General features: G+C 70.4%; 16 protein-coding genes and 1 other RNA gene. 8 read left to right on the top strand and 9 right to left on the bottom strand.

Annotated elements, in window-relative coordinates; genetic code table 11:
* Positions 1-86: 86 nt before the first annotated feature.
* From KHU32_RS19165 to KHU32_RS19155, 3 genes are all read right to left on the bottom strand, one after another.
* The gene (locus KHU32_RS19165; RefSeq protein ID WP_213671774.1) at positions 87-1,736 is read right to left on the bottom strand and encodes a fumarate hydratase; all 1,650 of its coding nucleotides are present in this window, start codon (positions 1,734-1,736) and stop codon (positions 87-89) included.
* A gap of 133 nt (positions 1,737-1,869) precedes the next feature.
* Complete coding sequence (locus tag KHU32_RS19160) at positions 1,870-2,844, bottom strand: Bug family tripartite tricarboxylate transporter substrate binding protein (protein ID WP_213671773.1); 975 nt, start codon at positions 2,842-2,844, stop codon at positions 1,870-1,872.
* A gap of 237 nt (positions 2,845-3,081) precedes the next feature.
* Entirely contained in the window at positions 3,082-3,579 is a 498-nt protein-coding gene (locus KHU32_RS19155) for an SspB family protein (protein WP_213671772.1), read from the bottom strand.
* A gap of 142 nt (positions 3,580-3,721) precedes the next feature.
* Between KHU32_RS19155 and KHU32_RS19150 the strand changes: the two genes are divergently transcribed.
* Positions 3,722-4,876, top strand: a complete 1,155-nt coding sequence (locus KHU32_RS19150; protein WP_213671771.1) for an NADH:flavin oxidoreductase/NADH oxidase — start codon at positions 3,722-3,724, stop codon at positions 4,874-4,876.
* Positions 4,877-5,016: 140 nt separating this feature from the next.
* On the opposite strand, the gene ssrA is transcribed toward KHU32_RS19150, so the two are convergent.
* Positions 5,017-5,341, bottom strand: a transfer-messenger RNA (tmRNA) gene (gene ssrA, locus KHU32_RS19145).
* Between the two features lie 137 nt (positions 5,342-5,478).
* Between ssrA and thyX the strand changes: the two genes are divergently transcribed.
* From thyX to KHU32_RS19130, 3 genes are read left to right on the top strand one after another with little or no spacing between them, the layout of a single operon-like run.
* On the top strand, positions 5,479-6,417 hold the full coding sequence (gene thyX / locus KHU32_RS19140; protein WP_213671770.1) for an FAD-dependent thymidylate synthase: 939 nt from the start codon (positions 5,479-5,481) through the stop codon (positions 6,415-6,417).
* A complete protein-coding gene (locus tag KHU32_RS19135) occupies positions 6,407-6,991 on the top strand; it encodes an HD domain-containing protein (RefSeq protein ID WP_213671769.1) in 585 nt (194 codons plus the stop codon). Before thyX ends, KHU32_RS19135 begins: the two co-directional genes overlap by 11 nt.
* Complete coding sequence (locus KHU32_RS19130; RefSeq protein ID WP_347265579.1) at positions 6,988-7,869, top strand: ribokinase; 882 nt, start codon at positions 6,988-6,990, stop codon at positions 7,867-7,869. Before KHU32_RS19135 ends, KHU32_RS19130 begins: the two co-directional genes overlap by 4 nt.
* On the opposite strand, the gene KHU32_RS19125 is transcribed toward KHU32_RS19130, so the two are convergent.
* A complete protein-coding gene (locus KHU32_RS19125; protein ID WP_213671768.1) occupies positions 7,870-8,205 on the bottom strand; it encodes an MmcQ/YjbR family DNA-binding protein in 336 nt (111 codons plus the stop codon).
* On the bottom strand, positions 8,202-9,308 hold the full coding sequence (locus KHU32_RS19120; protein ID WP_213671767.1) for an Mrp/NBP35 family ATP-binding protein: 1,107 nt from the start codon (positions 9,306-9,308) through the stop codon (positions 8,202-8,204). The genes KHU32_RS19125 and KHU32_RS19120 overlap by 4 nt, the downstream gene beginning before the upstream one ends.
* 291 nt (positions 9,309-9,599) lie before the next feature.
* Between KHU32_RS19120 and hflK the strand changes: the two genes are divergently transcribed.
* From hflK to KHU32_RS19105, 3 genes are all read left to right on the top strand, one after another.
* Entirely contained in the window at positions 9,600-10,715 is a 1,116-nt protein-coding gene (gene hflK / locus KHU32_RS19115) for an FtsH protease activity modulator HflK (protein WP_347265578.1), read from the top strand.
* Entirely contained in the window at positions 10,712-11,692 is a 981-nt protein-coding gene (hflC, locus tag KHU32_RS19110; RefSeq protein ID WP_213671765.1) for a protease modulator HflC, read from the top strand. Before hflK ends, hflC begins: the two co-directional genes overlap by 4 nt.
* A 106-nt stretch (positions 11,693-11,798) precedes the next feature.
* Entirely contained in the window at positions 11,799-13,469 is a 1,671-nt protein-coding gene (locus KHU32_RS19105) for a DegQ family serine endoprotease (protein WP_213671764.1), read from the top strand.
* A 57-nt stretch (positions 13,470-13,526) separates the two neighbouring features.
* On the opposite strand, the gene KHU32_RS19100 is transcribed toward KHU32_RS19105, so the two are convergent.
* The 3 genes from KHU32_RS19100 to serB form a co-directional block, all read right to left on the bottom strand.
* A complete protein-coding gene (locus KHU32_RS19100; RefSeq protein ID WP_213671763.1) occupies positions 13,527-14,498 on the bottom strand; it encodes a Bug family tripartite tricarboxylate transporter substrate binding protein in 972 nt (323 codons plus the stop codon).
* Positions 14,499-14,597: 99 nt separating this feature from the next.
* Entirely contained in the window at positions 14,598-15,281 is a 684-nt protein-coding gene (locus KHU32_RS23170; RefSeq protein ID WP_249681402.1) for a PEP-CTERM sorting domain-containing protein, read from the bottom strand.
* A gap of 167 nt (positions 15,282-15,448) precedes the next feature.
* On the bottom strand, positions 15,449-16,342 hold the full coding sequence (serB, locus tag KHU32_RS19090; protein ID WP_213671762.1) for a phosphoserine phosphatase SerB: 894 nt from the start codon (positions 16,340-16,342) through the stop codon (positions 15,449-15,451).
* 29 nt (positions 16,343-16,371) lie between these two features.
* On the opposite strand from serB, the gene miaA reads away from it, so the two are divergent.
* A complete protein-coding gene (miaA, locus tag KHU32_RS19085; RefSeq protein ID WP_213671761.1) occupies positions 16,372-17,367 on the top strand; it encodes a tRNA (adenosine(37)-N6)-dimethylallyltransferase MiaA in 996 nt (331 codons plus the stop codon).
* Positions 17,368-17,387: the final 20 nt, after the last annotated feature.

Below are 17,387 nucleotides of genomic sequence, written 5' to 3'. Positions count from 1 at the left end.
GACCGGAGTGCCGGTGGCGGCCGGGTAGCCGCCAGCCGGCAGGTCGTCAAGAGATTTGTTGCGATGCAGCAAGGGTGCTGCAATCGTTACTCCAGGCCCTCGTAGAAATCGTTGCCCTTGTCGTCCATGACGATGAAGGCCGGGAAATCCTCGACCTCGATGCGCCAGACCGCCTCCATGCCGAGCTCCGGATATTCCAGCACCTCGACCTTCTTGATGCAGTCCTGCGCCAGCCGCGCCGCTGGCCCGCCGACGGAGCCGAGGTAGAAGCCGCCATAGGACTTGCAGGCGTTCAGCACGGCCTTGCTGCGGTTGCCCTTGGCCAGCATCACCAGCGAGCCGCCCGCGCGCTGGAAGCTCTCCACATAGCTGTCCATACGGCCGGCCGTGGTGGGGCCGAAGCTGCCGGTCGCCATGCCGGCCGGCGTCTTGGCCGGGCCCGCGTAATAGACCGGGTGGTTCTTGAGGTATTCGGGCAGGCCCTGGCCCGCGTCCAGCCGCTCCTGCAGCTTGGCATGCGCGATGTCGCGCGCGACGACGATCGTGCCGTTGAGCGAGACGCGCGTCTTCACCGGATGCCGGGAGAGCTCGGCGCGGATGGCGTCCATGGGCTGGTTGAGATCGATCTTCACGACCTCGCCGCCGAGGATGTCCTCGGTGTGCTCGGGCAGGTAGTGCGCCGGGTCGTGCTCCAGCTCCTCGAGGAAGACGCCCTCGGCGGTGATCTTCGCCTTGATCTGCCGGTCGGCCGAGCAGGAGACGCCGATGCCGATGGGCAGCGAGGCGCCGTGGCGGGGCAGGCGGACGACGCGCACGTCATGGCAGAAGTACTTGCCGCCGAACTGCGCGCCCACGCCCAGCTGCTGCGTGAGCTGAAGCACTTCCTGCTCGAGCTCGGGGTCGCGGATGGCATGGCCGGCCTTGGTGCCCGTGGTCGGCAGCTCGTCCAGGTACTTGGTGGAGGCGAGCTTCACGGCCTTCAGCGTCGTCTCGGCGCTGGTGCCGCCGATCACGACCGCGAGGTGGTAGGGCGGGCAGGCGGAGGTGCCCAGCGTCTTCACCTTCTCCTCGATGAAGGCCAGCAGCTTGGCCTTGTTCAGCACCGCGCGCGTCTGCTGGTAGAGGAAGGTCTTGTTGGCCGAGCCGCCGCCCTTCAGCACGAACATCAGGTGCAGCTCGTCGGCCTTGTAGTCGCCGGGATTGGCCAGGATGGTGAAGTCCACGGGCAGGTTGTTGCCGGTGTTCACCTCCTCGTACATCGAGAGCGGCGCCATCTGGCTGTAGCGTAGGTTCGTCTCGGTATAGGTGCGGGCGACGCCGTAGCTCAGCGCCTCCTCCTCGTCGCCCTCGACCCAGACGCGCTGGCCCTTCTTGCCGAAGACGATGGCCGTGCCGGTGTCCTGGCACATGGGCAGGGCGCCGCCGGCGGCGATATTCGCGTTCTTCAGCAGGTCGAGCGCCACGAAGCGGTCATTCGCGCTGGCCTCGGGATCATCGAGGATCTTCGCGAGCTGCTGGAGATGCGCCGGCCGCAGCAGGTGCGACACCTCGTGGCAGGCGGTGAAGGCCAGCTCCTCAAGGGCCTTGGCCGGGACGCGCAGCACGCGCTTGCCGTCGACCTCGACCGTGGTCACGCCCTCGATGGGGAGCTTCCGGAAGGGGGTCTTGTCCGCGCCGAGCGGGAACATGGTGCTGAAAGAGTAGCCCGCGGGGCGGGGGGGGGCGTCGAGGGGCATCGGAACCATCCACAGGTCTTCGCCCCAAGCCATAGCGCAGGCCGAAAGCGGCGTCAGCCCGGCGCGAACGCCCGGTGGGAAAGGCATCGAGAATCCTCCGCGCGCGGTGGGCGCGCGGAGGAAGGGCGTGGCCTCAACCGGCGCTCGCGCCGGAGATGCGCACCATCTCCTGCCAGATCGGCTCCTCGCTGCGCAGTCGAGCCTCGAGCTCGGCCGGCGTCGAGCTGCGTAGCCGCGCGCCGATCTGGATGGCCCGCTGCTGCAGCGCCGGGTCCTGGAAGATGTCCCGCACCTCGCGCGAGATCCGGTCCACGATCTCGGCTGGCATGCCCGCGGGGCCGGCCCAGAAGTGCCAGGGGCTGCGGTCGAAGTTCGGGAAGCCGGCCTCGGCCATGGTGGGCACGTCGGGCAGGGTCGGCCAGCGCTCGGCCATGGCGATGGCGAGGGGGCGGATGCTGCCCTGCTCGATCATTCCCGTATAGGTGCCGAGATTGTCGAGCGCCATCTGGACGTCATTGGTCAGCATGGCGGTGACGAGCGGGGCGCCGCCGCGGAAGGGCACGTGCTGGCCGTCGATCCCCGTCTGGTTGCAGAAATAAGTCCCCATCAGATGCACGGTGGTGCCGATGCCCGGCGAGCCGAAGGCGATACCGTTGGGGCGCGCGCGGGCCCAGGTGACGAAATCGGCTGCATTGCGCGCGGGCACATGTTGGGCCGGCACCACGAGGGCGTTGGGCAGGTCCCACATCGAGGTGATGAAGGAGAAATCCTTCCAGACGTCGAAAGGTACGCTCGGCATGACCATCTTGTTGATGATGGCCGTGTTCATGGCGACGGTGCTGATCGTGTAGCCATCCGCCGCCGAGCGGGCGAGCGCCTCCGCCCCGATGCTGCCCCCGGCGCCGCTGCGTGCTTCGACCACGAAGGCCTGGCCGAGCCGCCGCGACAGCTGGTCGCAGGCCAGGCGCGTCAGCCCGTCCATAATGCCGCCCGCCGCGAAGCCGATGAGGACGCGGACGGGCTTGTTCGGCCATTCGGCCTGGGCGAGGGCGGGCGCGGCCAGAGGGGCAAGCGCGGGGACGGCCAGCAGAGCGCGGCGTTTGAACATGAATTGCTCCTTGGGAATTCCCCGGCGGAAGAGCGGCCGGGACAGGCTTCGGACGCGCCGGCCATGGGCGGCCGCGCGTCCTGTCGTCGGAAGATTTTAATGGCATCGGCGCGGGCGCCGGGAGCCGGTCGCGCTCTAGAACATTTCCCCGTCAGGCGGCACCGCTTGACGGGGAAAATTTCTCAAAATCAAAGGCTAGCGCACCGGACTTGAAGGGGAGCCGAAACGAAAACGGCGTCAGTCCCGCTTGCGGCGGAAGGCGTCGAGGCTCACCACCTGCGGCTGGCTGGGCACCGTCTCGGCGACGGGCTCGGCCTCGATTTCCTGCACGGGGGCGGGCTCCTCCTCGGCGAAGGTATCGACCTCCGGCTCGAAGCGAAGGCCGAACTGCGCATGGGGATCCTGGAAGGCCGTCAGCGCCGCGAAGGGCACGGACAGGATGGAGGCCACGCCCGAGAAGGAGAGCCCGACGGAGAAGCGCTGGGCCACGCGGTCGACCTCGAGGTCCCAGAAGCGGTGCTGGAGCACGATGGTCATCTCGTGCGGATAGCGCGCCTTGAGATGTCCGGGGACCGACGTGCCCGGGTGGTCGGTCCGGAAGGAGATGTAGAAATGGTGCTCGCCCGGCAGGCCCTCGCGGGCCGCGTGCTCGAGGGCGTCCAGGGCGACGGCGCGCAGCGCGCGCGCCGCCCAGGCTTCATAGGGGAGGAGGCTCTGGGGAGGGGTATCGTTCATCAACATGCTTTCCTGCCGGCGCACCATATGGCGGGACGTGCGAGGAGGGAAGGAAGGCGCGAGCGGGTGTCAAAGGCCGGGTACTTTTCCGTGGGCCGCCTCGCGCTCTAGGCTCCGCGCAAACCAGGAGCGCCAAACCCCGATGCCCAAGCTCTTCGAGCCCCTCGCCCTTCGCGGCGTCACCCTGCCCAACCGCATCGTCATCTCGCCGATGTGCCAGTATTCCGCCGAGGACGGCTTCGCCGGGGCCTGGCACATGGTGCAGTACGGGCGCTTCGCCGTGGGCGGCGCGGGCTCGGTCATGGTCGAGGCCAGCGCCGTGACGCCGGAAGGGCGGATCACCCATGGCGATGTCGGCATCTGGTCGGACGCGCATGCGGCCAAGCTGGCCCCAATCGCCGATTTCATCCGCAGCCAGGGCTCGGTGCCGGCCATCCAGCTCGGCCATGCCGGGCGGAAGGCCGCGATGCAGCGGCCCTGGTACGGCAATGGCGCGTTGACGCCCGCAGATATCGCACGGGGCGACAAGCCCTGGGACATCGTGGCCCCCAGCGCCGCGCCGCTGGGCGAGGGCAGCCTGATCCCGACGGCGCTGGACGAGGCCGGTCTGGCCCGGATCCGCGAGGCCTTCGCCGCGGCGGCGCGGCGGGCGGATGCCGCGGGCTTCGACATCGTCGAGGTCCATAATGCGCATGGCTACCTGCTGCACCAGTTCCTCTCGCCGCTCTCCAACCATCGCAACGACACCTATGGCGGCGATGCCGAGGGGCGCATGCGCTTCCCGCTGGAGGTGGCGCGCGCGGTGCGCGAGGCCTTCCCGGCGCATAAGCCGGTCTTCCTGCGGCTCTCCGTCGTGGACGGTGCCGAGGGCGGGCGATCGGAGGAAGAGAGCCTCGCCTATGCCGCCGCGCTGAAGGCCGCGGGCATCGACGTGGTGGACTGCTCCTCGGGCGGGATCGCGGGGTCGGCGACGGGCGCGCGCGGGCCGCGGCGGGACTACGGCTTTCAGGTACCTTTCGCCGAGCGCATCCGGCGGGAGGCGGGCATCGCGACCATGGCGGTGGGGCTGATCGTGGATCCGCACCAGGCCGAGGCGGTCGTGGCGCAGGGCCGGGCGGACCTCGTGGCGATCGGCCGGGAGGCGCTGGAGAATCCGAACTGGCCGCTGCATGCGCGCCAGGCGCTGACCGGCGAGAACGGGCATGCGGATCATTGGCCGAAGCAGCATGGCTGGTGGCTGAACGTGCGCGACAGCGCGCTCGCGCAGCTCGGCCCCTACGCGAAGGCAGCGGAGTAGCCAGACTTAACGGAAAGGAGTGCCTCGACGGAGAATCCGGCCGCACATGCGGCCGGCGCGCCGCAGGGCGCGAAGGCAAGCGCGCGGAGCGCGCGCCCGCCCCCTGAGGGCAGGACAAAAAACCACTTTTGCTCCGCAAAAGTGGGGGGCTTCTGTTGCCCGGCGCCCCCCGAACCGCGCTTACCTATTCCTAGGCAGCGAGCGCCATGTCCTCGCGGACATTGTCATTGGCACTTGTGATTTAGCCCGATAACGGCGGTACAATGCCGGGCAAAAGCTACGTCTTTACCACGCACGTCGAGCCTGTTTCGTCCCCGCGACCAAGCCCCTGACAAGGAGCCGGAAAGGTGGTGGAGACGCCGGGCACTGCCCCCGGGTCCGTAACGATTATTCCACGCAACGTTTATCGCCATAGCCGCAAGCGGCAGGGCTCATATAGCGAGCCTCGATGCGCGTTGCGAGAGGGCAGCGCGATCAATTGCAACCTGAACGGCGTGCGGGTTTACGGGGGGAGGGCCGTGCGGGTATCAGGCCCCAGCCTGATGCCCTTGCACCCCGCCCCCCACCGGCGGAGCGGGCGAGGTGATCGAGAAGGACAGGCCGTGGCCCTCACAGACGCGCAGCAGAGCGAAATCGCCGAGGCCCAGAACAACCGGGCCGAGACCCGCCGGGCCACCGTGCCGGCGCTGGAGGCGATGCTCTTCCAGGCCATCCCGGTGCTGGACCACGGCTTCGTGCGCGTCGTGGACTATATGGGCGACGACGGCGCGGTGGTGCAGGCGGCGCGCGTCTCCTACGGGCGCGGCACCAAGGCCGTCAGCGAGGATCGCGGCCTCATCCGCTACCTGATGCGGCACCGGCACAGCACGCCCTTCGAGATGTGCGAGATCAAGTACCACGTGAAGCTGCCCATCTTCGTGGCGCGGCAGTGGATCCGCCACCGCACGGCCAATGTGAACGAGTATTCGGCGCGCTACTCCGTCATGGACCGCGAGTTCTACATTCCCGAGCCCGAGCAGCTGGCCGCGCAATCCTCGGTGAACCGCCAGGGCCGCGGCGACGTACTGGAGGGCGAGGACGCCGCCCTGGTCCTCGACATGCTGCGCGAGGACGCGACCCGCAACTACGACCACTACGCCTGGATGCTGAACGAGGATGAGGAAGGTCAGGCGCTCGACCGTGGCCGCCAGGGCCTCGCCCGCGAGCTCGCGCGGATGAACCTCACCCTCAACACCTACACCCAGTGGTACTGGAAGACCGATCTGCACAACCTGCTGGGCTTCCTCAGCCTGCGGGCCGACAGCCACGCGCAGTACGAGATCCGCGTCTATGCCGAGGCGATGATGAAGTCCGTCGCGGCCTGGGTGCCGCATTGCTTCGAAGCCTTCTCGGACTACCGCATGGGCGCGGCGACGCTCTCGGCGCAGATGCTCTCCATCGTGAAGCGCATGCTGGGCGGCGAGGACGTGACGCAGGAGACGAGCGGCCTTTCCAAGCGCGAATGGCGCGAGCTGATGGAAACGCTCGGCCGTGGCGCCTGACCGCCGCGAGGCCTTCCTCGGTTTCCTCGCCCTCGCCGATCGGCTGAAGCACACGCTGCGCGCGGCCCATACCGGTGACCGGCGCGAGAATTCGGCCGAGCACGCCTGGCATGTCGCGCTGATGGCGGTGACCCTGGCGGAGGAGGTCTCGCCCCGCCCGGACCTCGGCCATGTGCTGTCCATGATCGCCATCCACGACGTGGTGGAGATCGAGGCCGGCGACACCTTCGCCTTCGACGATGCCGGCCTGCTCACCCAGCTCGAGCGCGAGCGCGCCGCGGCGGAGCGCCTCTTCGGCCTGCTGCCCGCCGAGGTCGGCCGGCGCCTGCGCGACAGCTGGGAGGAATTCGAGGCGCAGGAGACGCCCGAGGCGCGCTTCGCCATGGGTTGCGACCGCCTGCAGGGCTTCCTGCAACAGGTCGAATGCGGCGCGCCCGCCTGGAAGCGCATCGGGCTCACCAAGACGCGCAGCCTCGTCCGGATGCAGCCGGCGATCGACCTGGGCGCGCCCTTCGCGCCGATGATCGAGGCTCTCTATGAGCGTGCGATTGGTCAGGGGCTGCTCGTTCCGTGACGCTCCTCGTCTTCGGTTCCGCCATCGCGGATTTCGTCTTCCGGATGCCGCATCTGCCCCGTCCCGGCGAGACCGTGCTGGGTGAGGCGGGCGCGGCGCTGCCGGGCGGAAAGGGCCTCAACCAGGCCATCGCCGCCGCGCGCGACGGCGGCACGGTCCGCTTCTTCGGCTGCGTCGGCGCCGATGCGAACGGCGCCCTGCTGCGCGAGACGGCCCGCAGCGCGGGCGTGGACGTCACGGGCCTGCGCGAGGTGGAGGAGCCGACCGGCCTCGCCTGCGTCTGCGTGGACGCCGCGGGCCACAACCAGATCGCGGTCTCCATCGGCGCGAACAAGCGGGCCAGCGCTGCACAGGTCGAGGCCATCCCGCCCGGCGCGACGCTGCTGCTGCAGATGGAGGTGCCGCCGGCCGAGAATGCGACGCTGCTTGCGCGCGGCCGGGCGGTGGGCGCGCGTCTGCTGCTGAACCTGGCTCCGGCCGCGGCCATGGCCCCGGAGGCGCTGCGGGCGCTGGACCTGCTCATCCTGAACGAGAGCGAGGCCGCCTGGCTCGGCGCCCAGCTGGGTCAGGTGGGTGATGCGCGAAGCCTGCACGCGGCGCTCGGCATCGGCGTCGCGGTGACCGAGGGCGAGCGTGGCGTGACCGCCGTGACCGGCGAGGGGCTGCTGCACCTGCCGGCGCATCGGGTGGAGGTGGTGGATACGGTGGGCGCGGGCGATGCCTGGTGCGGCGTGCTGGCCGCGGCGCTGGATCAGGGCCTGCCGCTGGAGGCCGCCATGCGCCGCGCCAATGCCGCCGGCGCGCTGGCCTGCACCAAGCCGGGCGCGGCGCCGGCCATGCCGCAGGCCGCGGCGATCGACGCCCTGCTCGGGAGCTGATCAGTCGGTCACGATCTGCCGCGCCAGCACCTTCGGCGCGATCAGCGAATAGCTGCGGCGGATGAAGGCCTCGACCTCCTGCCAGTCGGGCCGGCCGTCGAGCTTCATCCCGACCCAGCCCTTGTGACCGAGATAGGGCGGGCGGAAGAAGCGGGCGCCGTCGGCCTCGATCAACAGTTCCTGGCTGCCCTGTGGCGCCTTGAACCAGCAGGCCGGGGCGTCGGGAAAGCCCATGCAGAAGATCTTGTCCCGGACGCGGAAGGTCGGCCGCTCCCAGGTGACGCGTTCCTCCGCCTCGGGCAGTGCCAGGCAGATCTTTCTCAGCCGCGCGATCATTCCATCACGATCCGGGGCCCCGCCTTGGCAGGGGCCTCCACCTTCTCCCAGATGCGGGCGGCGATGCGTCGATAGGCTTCAGCCTCGTGGCTGTCGGGCGCCGCGGTGACCACCGGCGTGCCCGCATCGGCCATCTCGCGGATGGCGAGCTTCAGCGGCAGCTCGCCGAGGAACTCCGTGCCCATCCGTTCTGCCTCGGCCCTGGCGCCGCCATGCCCGAAGATCTCGCTGCGATGGCCGCATTCGGGGCAGCAGAAATAGGACATGTTCTCGATGAGGCCGAGCACGGGCACGTTCACCTTCTCGAACATCTTCACGCCGCGCCGCGCGTCGATCAGCGCCACGTCCTGCGGCGTGGAGACGATCACCGCGCCCGCCAGCGCCACCCGCTGCGAGATGGTGAGCTGCGCGTCGCCCGTGCCCGGCGGCATGTCGATCACCATGATGTCGAGCGCGCCCCACTCGACCTGGCCCATCATTTGCTCGAGGGCGCCCATCACCATGGGGCCGCGCCAGATCATCGCCGTCTCGGGATCCACCAGGAATCCGATGGACATGGCCTTCAGCCCCCATTTCTCGATGGGGATGACGCGCTGGCCGGTCGTGAGCGGTTTCTCGTGCGCCCCCAGCATCTGGGGGAGGGAGGGGCCGTAGATATCGGCATCCAGCAGGCCGACCTTCAGCCCCTGCTGCGCCAGCGCCACCGCCAGGTTCACCGCGGTGGTGGATTTGCCGACGCCCCCCTTGCCGGAAGCGACCGCGACGATGCGCCGCACCTCGGGCATCATCGCCTGCTGGCCCTGGCCGGGTGGTGGTCGGGTGGACCGGGCGGGGCCCTGCTCTGCCGCCACCTCGCGATGGGCCGTCAGAACGACCGTCGCCGAGATGACCCCGGGGACGGCCGCGGCCGCCTTCTCGCAGGCCGCGCGCACCGGCTCCATGGCGCGCGCACGTTCCCGGGGCACCCCCAGGCCGAACTGCACCATCCCGTCCCGGGCGGAGATCGCGCCCACCATGCCGGCGGCCACCACGTCCACGCCCGTGGCGGGATCCGTCACGCGCGACAGGGCGGCGCGCACGGCCTCCGCGAGCTTCTCAGACATGGTTTCACCTTTCCTTGACCGGGGGGGACAGACATATGCATCTGTCGAGGCCGCCGCGCACCCCTCGTCTGGAGGCGCGCGACACCATATGTTGACGGAAGTTCATCTAGAGACGGGTGACTTGGCCCGGTCAGCAGGGAGAGTTTGGTACACATGTCGTGGAACAACGGCGGAAACAGCCCTTGGGGCAATCCGCGTCCCCCCGGTGGGGGTGGCCCCTGGGGCGGCCCTCCCTCGGGTCCTCCCGGCGGGAATAATCGGGGTCCGGGCCAGGGTCCGGATGTCGAGGAGATGATTCGCAATGCCCAGGCGGCCGTGCGGCGGTTCCTGCCGCGCGGCGGTGGCGGCGGGAAGGGGCTGGCGCTGGCCGCCGTCCTCCTGGCCGGCATCTGGGGCGCTTCCGGCTTCTATCGCGTGGAGCCCGACGAGCTCGGCGTCGTCATGCGGTTCGGCGCCTTCCAGCGCACTGCCCCGCCGGGCCTGAACTACCGCATTCCCTGGCCGGTCGAGAGCGTGACCACGCCGCGCGTCACGCGCATCAACCGCGTCGATATCGGCTTCCGCGGCGCCGCCGATGCCGCGCCCGGTGGCCGCGTGGTCGCGAGTCGCGACGTGCTGCCCGAATCGCTCATGCTGACGGGCGATGAGAACATCATCGACGTCGACTTCGCCATCTTCTGGCGCATCCGCGACGCGAGCGACTTCCTCTTCAACACCCGCAATCCCGAGGACACGGTGAAGTCGGCCGCCGAATCGGTGATGCGCGAGGTCATCGGCCGCACGCCGATCCAGCCCGCCCTCACCGAGGCGCGCGCGCAGATCGAGCAGGATGTGCGCCGCGGGCTGCAGGGCATCATGGATCAGTACCGGGCCGGCGTGGAGATCACGCAGGTGCAGATGCAGAAGTCGGATCCGCCCGCGGCGGTCGTGGAATCCTTCCGCGACGTGCAGCGCGCCAATGCCGACCGCGAGCGCACCCGCAACGAGGCGGAGAGCTTCCGCAACGACATCATCCCCCGCGCCCGCGGTGAGGCGGAGCGGATGGTCCAGGAGGCCCAGGGCTTCCGCGACGCCCAGATCGCCCGCTCGCGCGGTGAGGCCGGTCGCTTCACGGCCGTGCTTTCCGCCTATTCCCAGGCGCAGGACATCACCGTGCGCCGTATCTACCTGGAGACCATGGAAGAGATCCTGAAGCGCAACGGCATGACGCTGATCGACGACCGGCTGCAGGGCATCGTGCCCTTCCTGCCGCTGGGTGACGCGGCTCAGCGTCCGGCCCAGGGCAGCGGCCAGGGCGCCGCGCAGGGCGCTACGCCGGGTGGCGCCGCGCAGTTCCCGCCGGGCGTCGCGCGTCCGGGGGCGGCTGCCGTGCCCGTGATGCCTCAGCGCGGAGGGCCGCAGCGATGAACCGCCTGACCATTTTCGGGGCGGTCATCGTCGCGCTGCTGTTCCTCGCCGCCTCCAGCTTCTTCACCGTTCATCAGACCCAGCAGGTGCTGATCACGCAGTTCGGCCAGCCGATCCGCGTCATCGACAAGCCGGGCCTGCACGTGAAGGTGCCGATCATCCAGAGCATCATCGGCTTCGATCGCCGCCTGCTCGACTTCAGCACGGCCGGCGAGGAGGTGATTCTGGGCGACCAGCGCCGCCTCATCGTCGACAGCTTCACGCGCTACGTGATCACCAACCCGCTGCTCTTCTTCCAGACGGTGGGCGCGGCAGAGGCGGGCATCCGCGGCCGGCTGAACTCGATCGTGACCTCGTCGCTGCGCCGCGTGCTGGCGAGCGAGACGCTGATCGCCGTGCTCAGCGCCGAGCGCGGCCGCATCATGGGTGAGATCCGCAACCAGGTGAACGAGGAGGGGCAGCGCTTCGGCATCGAGATCGTCGACGTGCGCATCCGCCGCGCGGACCTGCCGGAGGAGAACACCCAGGCCATTCTGAGCCGGATGCAGTCGGAGCGTGAGCGTATCGCTCGCGAGGCGCGCGCCGAAGGCTTCGAAGTGGCGGCCCGCATCCGCGCCCAGGCCGAGCGTGACCGGACAGTCCTGCTGGCCGAGGCCGAGGCGAACGCCGCCATTCTGCGAGGCACCGGCGAGCAGGAGGCCATCCGCGTCTTCGCCGAGGCCTTCCAGCGGGATCCGGAGTTCTTCCAGTTCTGGCGGACGATGCAGGCCTATCGCGAGGTCTTCTCGACCGGCGAATCCCGCATGGTGCTGACCCCGGAGAGCGACTTCTTCCGCTACTTCAGGGACATGCCGGCACGGACGGCGGCGCCCAATCCGGCGGCCGCCATCCAGGCCGCGCCCACGCCGGCGCCTGCGGCTCCCGCCGCGCAACCTCCGGCACCGGCAGCCGTTCCTGCTCCGGCGCCTGCCAACTGACGGCAGGGGATAAGGCTGGCGCGCTTGACGCGCCGGTCCTAGCCTCCACCTGATTCCACGACGGGCGGCGTCTCGCCGCCCGTCCCATCTCTTCCGGGGTGAACCTATGCGCCTTGCCGCAACCGCCTTGCTTCTCGCTTTTTCGCTGCCGGCCCTCGCGCAACAAGCTGCCCCTACCGCGCCGCCCGCCGCCGCCCCTCCGGCGACCCCGCCCGCTCCTGCCACGCCGCCCGCTACCACTCCCCCTGCCTCCACGCCGCCTGCTGCAGCTGCGCCGGCCGCGAATGTCCCGGCCGCCAACCATGCCTCGCCGCTGCCCGTGCCGCTGCCCGGCGCGCCCGAGAGCTTCGCGCCGCTGGTCCGTCGCCTGCTGCCCGCCGTGGTGAACATCTCGACCTCGCAGGGTTCCGGCGCCGGCCCGCGTCCCGGCCGGCCGGATGCGCCCGAGGCCCCTCAGGCCCCGCCCGGCTCGCCCTTCGAGGAGTTCTTCCGCGACTTCTTCAACCGCAACCGCCCGCCCGGCGCGCCGCCGCTGCCGGGCGCGCCCGGCCAGCAGGGCGAAGGCCCGCGCCAGCCGCAGGGCCCGCGCCGCGCCCAGTCGCTGGGCTCGGGCTTCATCGTCGACGCCTCGGGCATCGTGATCACCAACAACCACGTGATCGACGGCGCGGACGAGATCAACGTCATCCTGCAGGACAACACCTCCCTGCGCGCGACGCTGATCGGCACCGATCCGCGCACTGACATCGCCGTGCTCCGCGTGCAGCACAGCTCGCCGCTTCCCGCGCTGTCCTGGGGTGACTCCGACACCGCCCTGGTGGGCGACTGGGTGCTGGCGATCGGCAACCCCTTCGGTCTCGGCGGCACGGTCACGGCGGGTATCGTCTCGGCCCGCGGCCGCGACATCCGCCAGGGTCCCTTCGACGACTTCATCCAGACCGACGCCGCCATCAACCGCGGCAATTCCGGCGGCCCGCTGTTCAACATGCGGGGCGAGATCATCGGCATCAACACGGCCATCTACTCGCCGACCGGCGGCTCGATCGGCATCGGCTTCTCCATCCCGTCCAACCTGGCGCGGGGCGTGGCCCGGCAGCTGGCCGATGGCGGCCGCGTCCGCCGCGGCTGGCTCGGCGTGAACATCCAGCAGGTCACGGACGAGATCGCCGAATCCCTCGGCCTGCGTGGCGGCGCCCGCGGCGCGCTGGTCGCCCGCGCGCAGGAAGGGGCGCCTGCCGCCGCGGCGGGCATCCGCAACGGCGACGTGGTGCTGCGCTTCAACAACCAGGAAGTCCGCGAGATGCGCACCCTGCCGCGCATCGTGGCCGAGACCGCGGTGGGCACGCAGGTGCCCGTGGTGGTCTGGCGTGACGGGTCCGAGGTCACCGTCACCGTCACGCTCGGCGAGCTGCCGAACGAGGCGACGCCGGCCGGTTCCCCGCAGGAGCAGCGCGGCGAGCAGCCGCTGGAGCTTTCGGGCCTGGGCCTGAAGGTCGCCGGCGTCAGCGCCGAGCTGCGCGAGCGCTTCAGCCTGCGCCCCGAGCAGCGTGGCGTGGTCGTGACCGAGGTGGCGCCGAACTCCCCGGGCGCCGAGCGCGAGCTTCGCCCCGGCGACATCATCCTGGAAGTCCAGCAGGAGCGCGTGAACACCCCGCAGGAGGTGCAGGAGCGCATCGAGCGCCTGCGTCGCCAGGGACGGGCCACCGCGCTCTTCCTGATCGAGAGCCAGCAGGGCCAGCGCTTCGTGCCGCTGCGCATCGCGCCGCCCCGCCGCTGAGGCAGGGCGCCGGAAGTAAACCAAGGCCGCGGGGAAGCTCCCCGCGGCCTTTTTTATTCAGTTGATTCTGGCGCCCGAGAGGCGGACGGCCTCGGCCCAGCGGGCCGTCTCGCGCCCGATGAAGGCGTCGAATGCGCGCGGGCCGTCATTGTTGACCTCCGCCCCCATCTCCACGAGCCGGCGCGTCATGGCCGGGTCGGCGACGATGGCGGAGATTTCCCTGGCGATGCCTTCGCGGATCTCCTCCGGCAGGCCGGCCGGCGCGAAGGTGCCGAACCAGGTCGCGGCCTCGAAATCCGGAAAGCCCGCTTCGGCGAAGGTGGGCGTGTCGGGCAGCGCCTCCATCCGGCGTGGATGCGCGAGCGCCAGGGCCTTCAGCCCGCCGTCGCGGATATGCGGCAGCACGGCCGAGAGCGTGGCGAAGGCGAACTGCACCGTGCCGCTCAGCAGATCGGTGATCATCGGCGCATCGCCGCGATAGGGCACGTGCTCGGCCGCGATGCCGGTGCGGCCCTTGAAGAGCTCGGCTGTGAGGTGCTGCGCCGTGCCGTTGCCTGTTGAGGCGGCGGTCACGCCGCGCTGCTGCGACCTCGCCCATTCGACGAATTCCGCGGGCGTGTTCGCCGGGATCGACTTGGTCACGACCATCACCAGGGGCACGGTCGCCGTCAGCGTGATCGCGGTGAAGTCGCGGATGGGGTCGTAGGGCAGGCTTCGATACAGGCTGGCGCTGATCGTATGGGCGGAGGTGGTCTCGAAGAGCGTGTAGCCATCGGCCGGCTGCTGCGCGACATAGGCCGCGCCCACGGTGGCGCCGGCGCCGGCCCGGTTCTCGACGACGACGGGCTGGGCCCACCGCGCTGCGAGCCTCTCCGCGATGAGGCGCGCGATCACATCCGTCGCACCCCCGGCGGGATAGGGGACGATCAGGCGGACGGGGCGGTTGGGAAAGCCCTGCTGTGCCCAGGCCGGCGGGGCGGCAAGGGCGGAGGCGCCAAGCAGCCCGAGGCTGCGGCGGGAAACGGACATCGGGGACGCTCCAGTTCTTTTGCTCGAGCTCTGCGGCTCGATTCTGGGATAGCGCCCGGGAGGGGGCAGGGGCGAGCGCCTTGGCCCGCCCCCGGAAACTCAGGCCCGACGGCGGGTCGCCGCCAGACCGAGCAGGCCGATGCCCAGCAGCGCCAGGCTGGCGGGCTCGGGCACCGGCGTGACGGCCGGCCCCCGCGAACCCGGATCGGGAGCCAGGACGACGGTGGGATCGCCGGCCGGGGCGGGGGTGAAGGAAGAGGGCGCGCCATCGAGAGCCGCCGTTCCCGGACCATTGCCCGACGCGGCCGGGCGGGACGAGGAGGGGGCGTTACCCGCCGGCTTCGCAGGAGCGGAGCGGGAGGCGTAGCCCGGCGCTCCGCTGGCGAGGGCCGTGGGGTTGAACATTCCTGCCACCGTTTCCGCGGGATAGCCCATCAGCTGCGGCGAGGGCGCGTTTGGCGCGCGGGCGGCGGGGCCGGAGCTGGCGACGGTGGCGCTGGAGCCCTCGGCCGAAGCCGAAGCGCCAGTGGTCCGGGCGGCGGTCTGAACGGCACTCCCGGCGGCCGGGAGAAGGGCAAGCGCGGGACCAATGGTGCCGTTCCGCTCCGCCGCGGCAATCACGGGGGCGGCGGCTTCCCGGGCGAGGCAGTCATCGAGGCAGGTGGCCGGTGTATCGGGGTTTGAGGCTGCGGCCGGCCGGTAAGGGAAGGGGGCCATGGCCGCCGTCGTGGCGAGGCAGAGAAGCAGGCAACCGCCCAGGGCGTAGAAGCGAAGCGAGGCCATATATGCGTCCATTGTCGGGCGTTCTGACATCGAGGCGACGTCAGTTTTTGCCCAGCAATGTACGTGCCAGAAAAATGAATAAGTAAAATCAGAGCGATATGAGCAGTTCGGTCAGCGCTTCTGCGGTGGTGTAAGAAATTCCGACTCTCGGACAATTAAACTACGTGTCAGTTCCCGACGAAATCCGCCGCGCGATAGCCCTGGGCGTAAAGCAGCGCCCGCAGATCCGTGTGCAGGATGCGGTGGCGCGCGGCAGCGGCCACGACCGGCTTCGCGTGATAGGCCACGCCGAGGCTGGCTGCCTGGATCATCGCCAGGTCGTTGGCGCCGTCGCCGACCGCGGCGGTTTCGGCAAGGCTCAGTCCGAGATCGGCGGCCAGGCGCTTGAGCGTGGCGAGCTTGGCATCGCGGTCCAGGATGGGTTCGCCCACGGTGCCGAGCAGCTTGCCGTCCGCGATGAGGAGCGTATTGGCGTGGTGCTCATGAAAGCCGCAGCGTTCCGCCACCTTGCCGGTGAAGAAGGTGAAGCCCCCCGAGACGAGGGCAGTATGGGCGCCGTTCGCCCGCATGGTGGCGATCAGCGTCGTGGCGCCGGGCGTCAGCTCGGTGGTCTTCCAGGTCTCGTCCAGCGCCGAGGCGTCCAGGCCCTTCAGCATGCCCACCCGCTCGGTCAGCGCCTGACGGAAGTCGAGCTCGCCGTTCATGGAGCGCGCGGTGATCTCCGCGATCTTCTCCTTGAGGCCGGCGAAGGCGGCGATCTCGTCCAGCGTCTCGCTGGTGACGATGGTGCTGTCCATGTCCGCGAGCAGCAGCTTCTTGCGCCGCCCTTCTGCAGGCTGGGCGATCAGGTCGATGGGCGCGTCGCCGAGGGCGCCTCTCGCGGCGGCGATGGCCTGCTCGGGCGCGAGGGCGCCGAAGGGCAGGTCCACCGCCTCCTTCTCGGCGAGCCAGTCGGCCGCGTCGCAATCGGCGCCGAGCGCGACGAGGGCGGACTTGGCGGCGAGAAGCTGCGCGGGCGTGAGCGCACCGGGCGCGGCGATGAGGGTCAGGACATGCGGCATGGCGGCCGGACCATGCCGGGGCGCGCGGCATGACACAACCCGTTCGCGCCGGATCGGCGGAGCCGGCAGCCCTGCCGACCGCGCTCATCGTCGCAGGGCCGACGACCTCGGGGAAATCCGCGCTGGCACTGGCGATCGCGGAGCGCTTCGGCGGCACCGTCATCAATGCCGATGCGATGCAGTGCTACCGCGAGTTGCGTGTGATCACCGCGCGGCCGACGCCGGAAGACGAGGCCCGCGCCCCGCATGCGCTCTACGGCGTGCTGCCGGCGGCGCAGCCGGGCCATGTCGCCTGGTGGCGCGAGGCCGCCCTGGCGGAGATGGCGCGGTCGCCCCTGCCGATCCTCTGCGGTGGCACCGGGATGTATCTGCGCGCGCTGACGCAGGGCCTCTCGGCGCTACCCGAGGTCGCCGAGGAGGCGCGCGCCGAGGCGCGCTCGCTTCTCGCGGAGCTGGGCCCCGCCGGCCTGCATGCGCGGCTGCACGCGGAGGATGCGGGGCTCCGCCCCTCCGACAGCCAGCGCATCGCACGGGCCTACGAGGTCTGGCGCAGCACGGGCCGCAGCCTCGTCTCCTGGCAGCGCGAGGCGCCCGCCCTGCCGCCCGCGCCCTATCGCTTCCGCGCGATCCTGATCGACCCGCCGCGCGAGGCGCTGCGCCGCGCGATCGAGGAGCGCTGGGCCGCCATGATGACGGGCGGCGCGGTGGAGGAGGTCGCCGAGCTGTTGCGCCAGGGTCTCGATCCCGCGCTGCCTGCCATGCGCGCGCACGGGGTCCCGGAGCTCGCCGCGATGCTCCGGGGAGAGATCCCGGAAGCCGAGGCCAGCCGCCGCGCGATCGCGAATACAGCGGCTTACACCAAGCGGCAGGCCACCTGGTTCCGCCACCAGGCCCTGGTCGAACCGCGGAGCGCGCATAGGATAGATGCGCGGATTGCGGGACTTGAGCAATTTTCGGAAAGAAATAACCCTGAGCTCTTCGCGTTTCTTCACGAAGCGGTTGACGCGCCGCAACATGGCTCGTAAGCCTCCAGCGTCATCAACCG

Source organism: Roseococcus pinisoli (genome assembly GCF_018413645.1).
In the GTDB taxonomy this organism is placed as follows: domain Bacteria; phylum Pseudomonadota; class Alphaproteobacteria; order Acetobacterales; family Acetobacteraceae; genus Roseococcus; species Roseococcus pinisoli.
This window is presented reverse-complemented; position numbering and strand designations above follow the sequence as displayed.

Bases quoted from the DNA above. Each gene is read 5' to 3' on its own strand.
- KHU32_RS19100 (WP_213671763.1), bottom strand. From the start codon at position 14,498: ATGTCCGTTTCCCGCCGCAGCCTCGGGCTGCTTGGCGCCTCCGCCCTT.
- hflC (WP_213671765.1), top strand. From the start codon at position 10,712: ATGAACCGCCTGACCATTTTCGGGGCGGTCATCGTCGCGCTGCTGTTC.
- KHU32_RS19150 (WP_213671771.1), top strand. From the start codon at position 3,722: ATGCCCAAGCTCTTCGAGCCCCTCGCCCTTCGCGGCGTCACCCTGCCC.
- KHU32_RS19160 (WP_213671773.1), bottom strand. From the start codon at position 2,844: ATGTTCAAACGCCGCGCTCTGCTGGCCGTCCCCGCGCTTGCCCCTCTG.
- miaA (WP_213671761.1), top strand. From the start codon at position 16,372: ATGACACAACCCGTTCGCGCCGGATCGGCGGAGCCGGCAGCCCTGCCG.
- hflK (WP_347265578.1), top strand. From the start codon at position 9,600: ATGATTCGCAATGCCCAGGCGGCCGTGCGGCGGTTCCTGCCGCGCGGC.
- serB (WP_213671762.1), bottom strand. From the start codon at position 16,342: ATGCCGCATGTCCTGACCCTCATCGCCGCGCCCGGTGCGCTCACGCCC.
- KHU32_RS19105 (WP_213671764.1), top strand. From the start codon at position 11,799: ATGCGCCTTGCCGCAACCGCCTTGCTTCTCGCTTTTTCGCTGCCGGCC.
- KHU32_RS23170 (WP_249681402.1), bottom strand. From the start codon at position 15,281: ATGGCCTCGCTTCGCTTCTACGCCCTGGGCGGTTGCCTGCTTCTCTGC.
- KHU32_RS19120 (WP_213671767.1), bottom strand. From the start codon at position 9,308: ATGTCTGAGAAGCTCGCGGAGGCCGTGCGCGCCGCCCTGTCGCGCGTG.
- KHU32_RS19125 (WP_213671768.1), bottom strand. From the start codon at position 8,205: ATGATCGCGCGGCTGAGAAAGATCTGCCTGGCACTGCCCGAGGCGGAG.
- KHU32_RS19165 (WP_213671774.1), bottom strand. From the start codon at position 1,736: ATGCCCCTCGACGCCCCCCCCCGCCCCGCGGGCTACTCTTTCAGCACC.
- KHU32_RS19155 (WP_213671772.1), bottom strand. From the start codon at position 3,579: ATGAACGATACCCCTCCCCAGAGCCTCCTCCCCTATGAAGCCTGGGCG.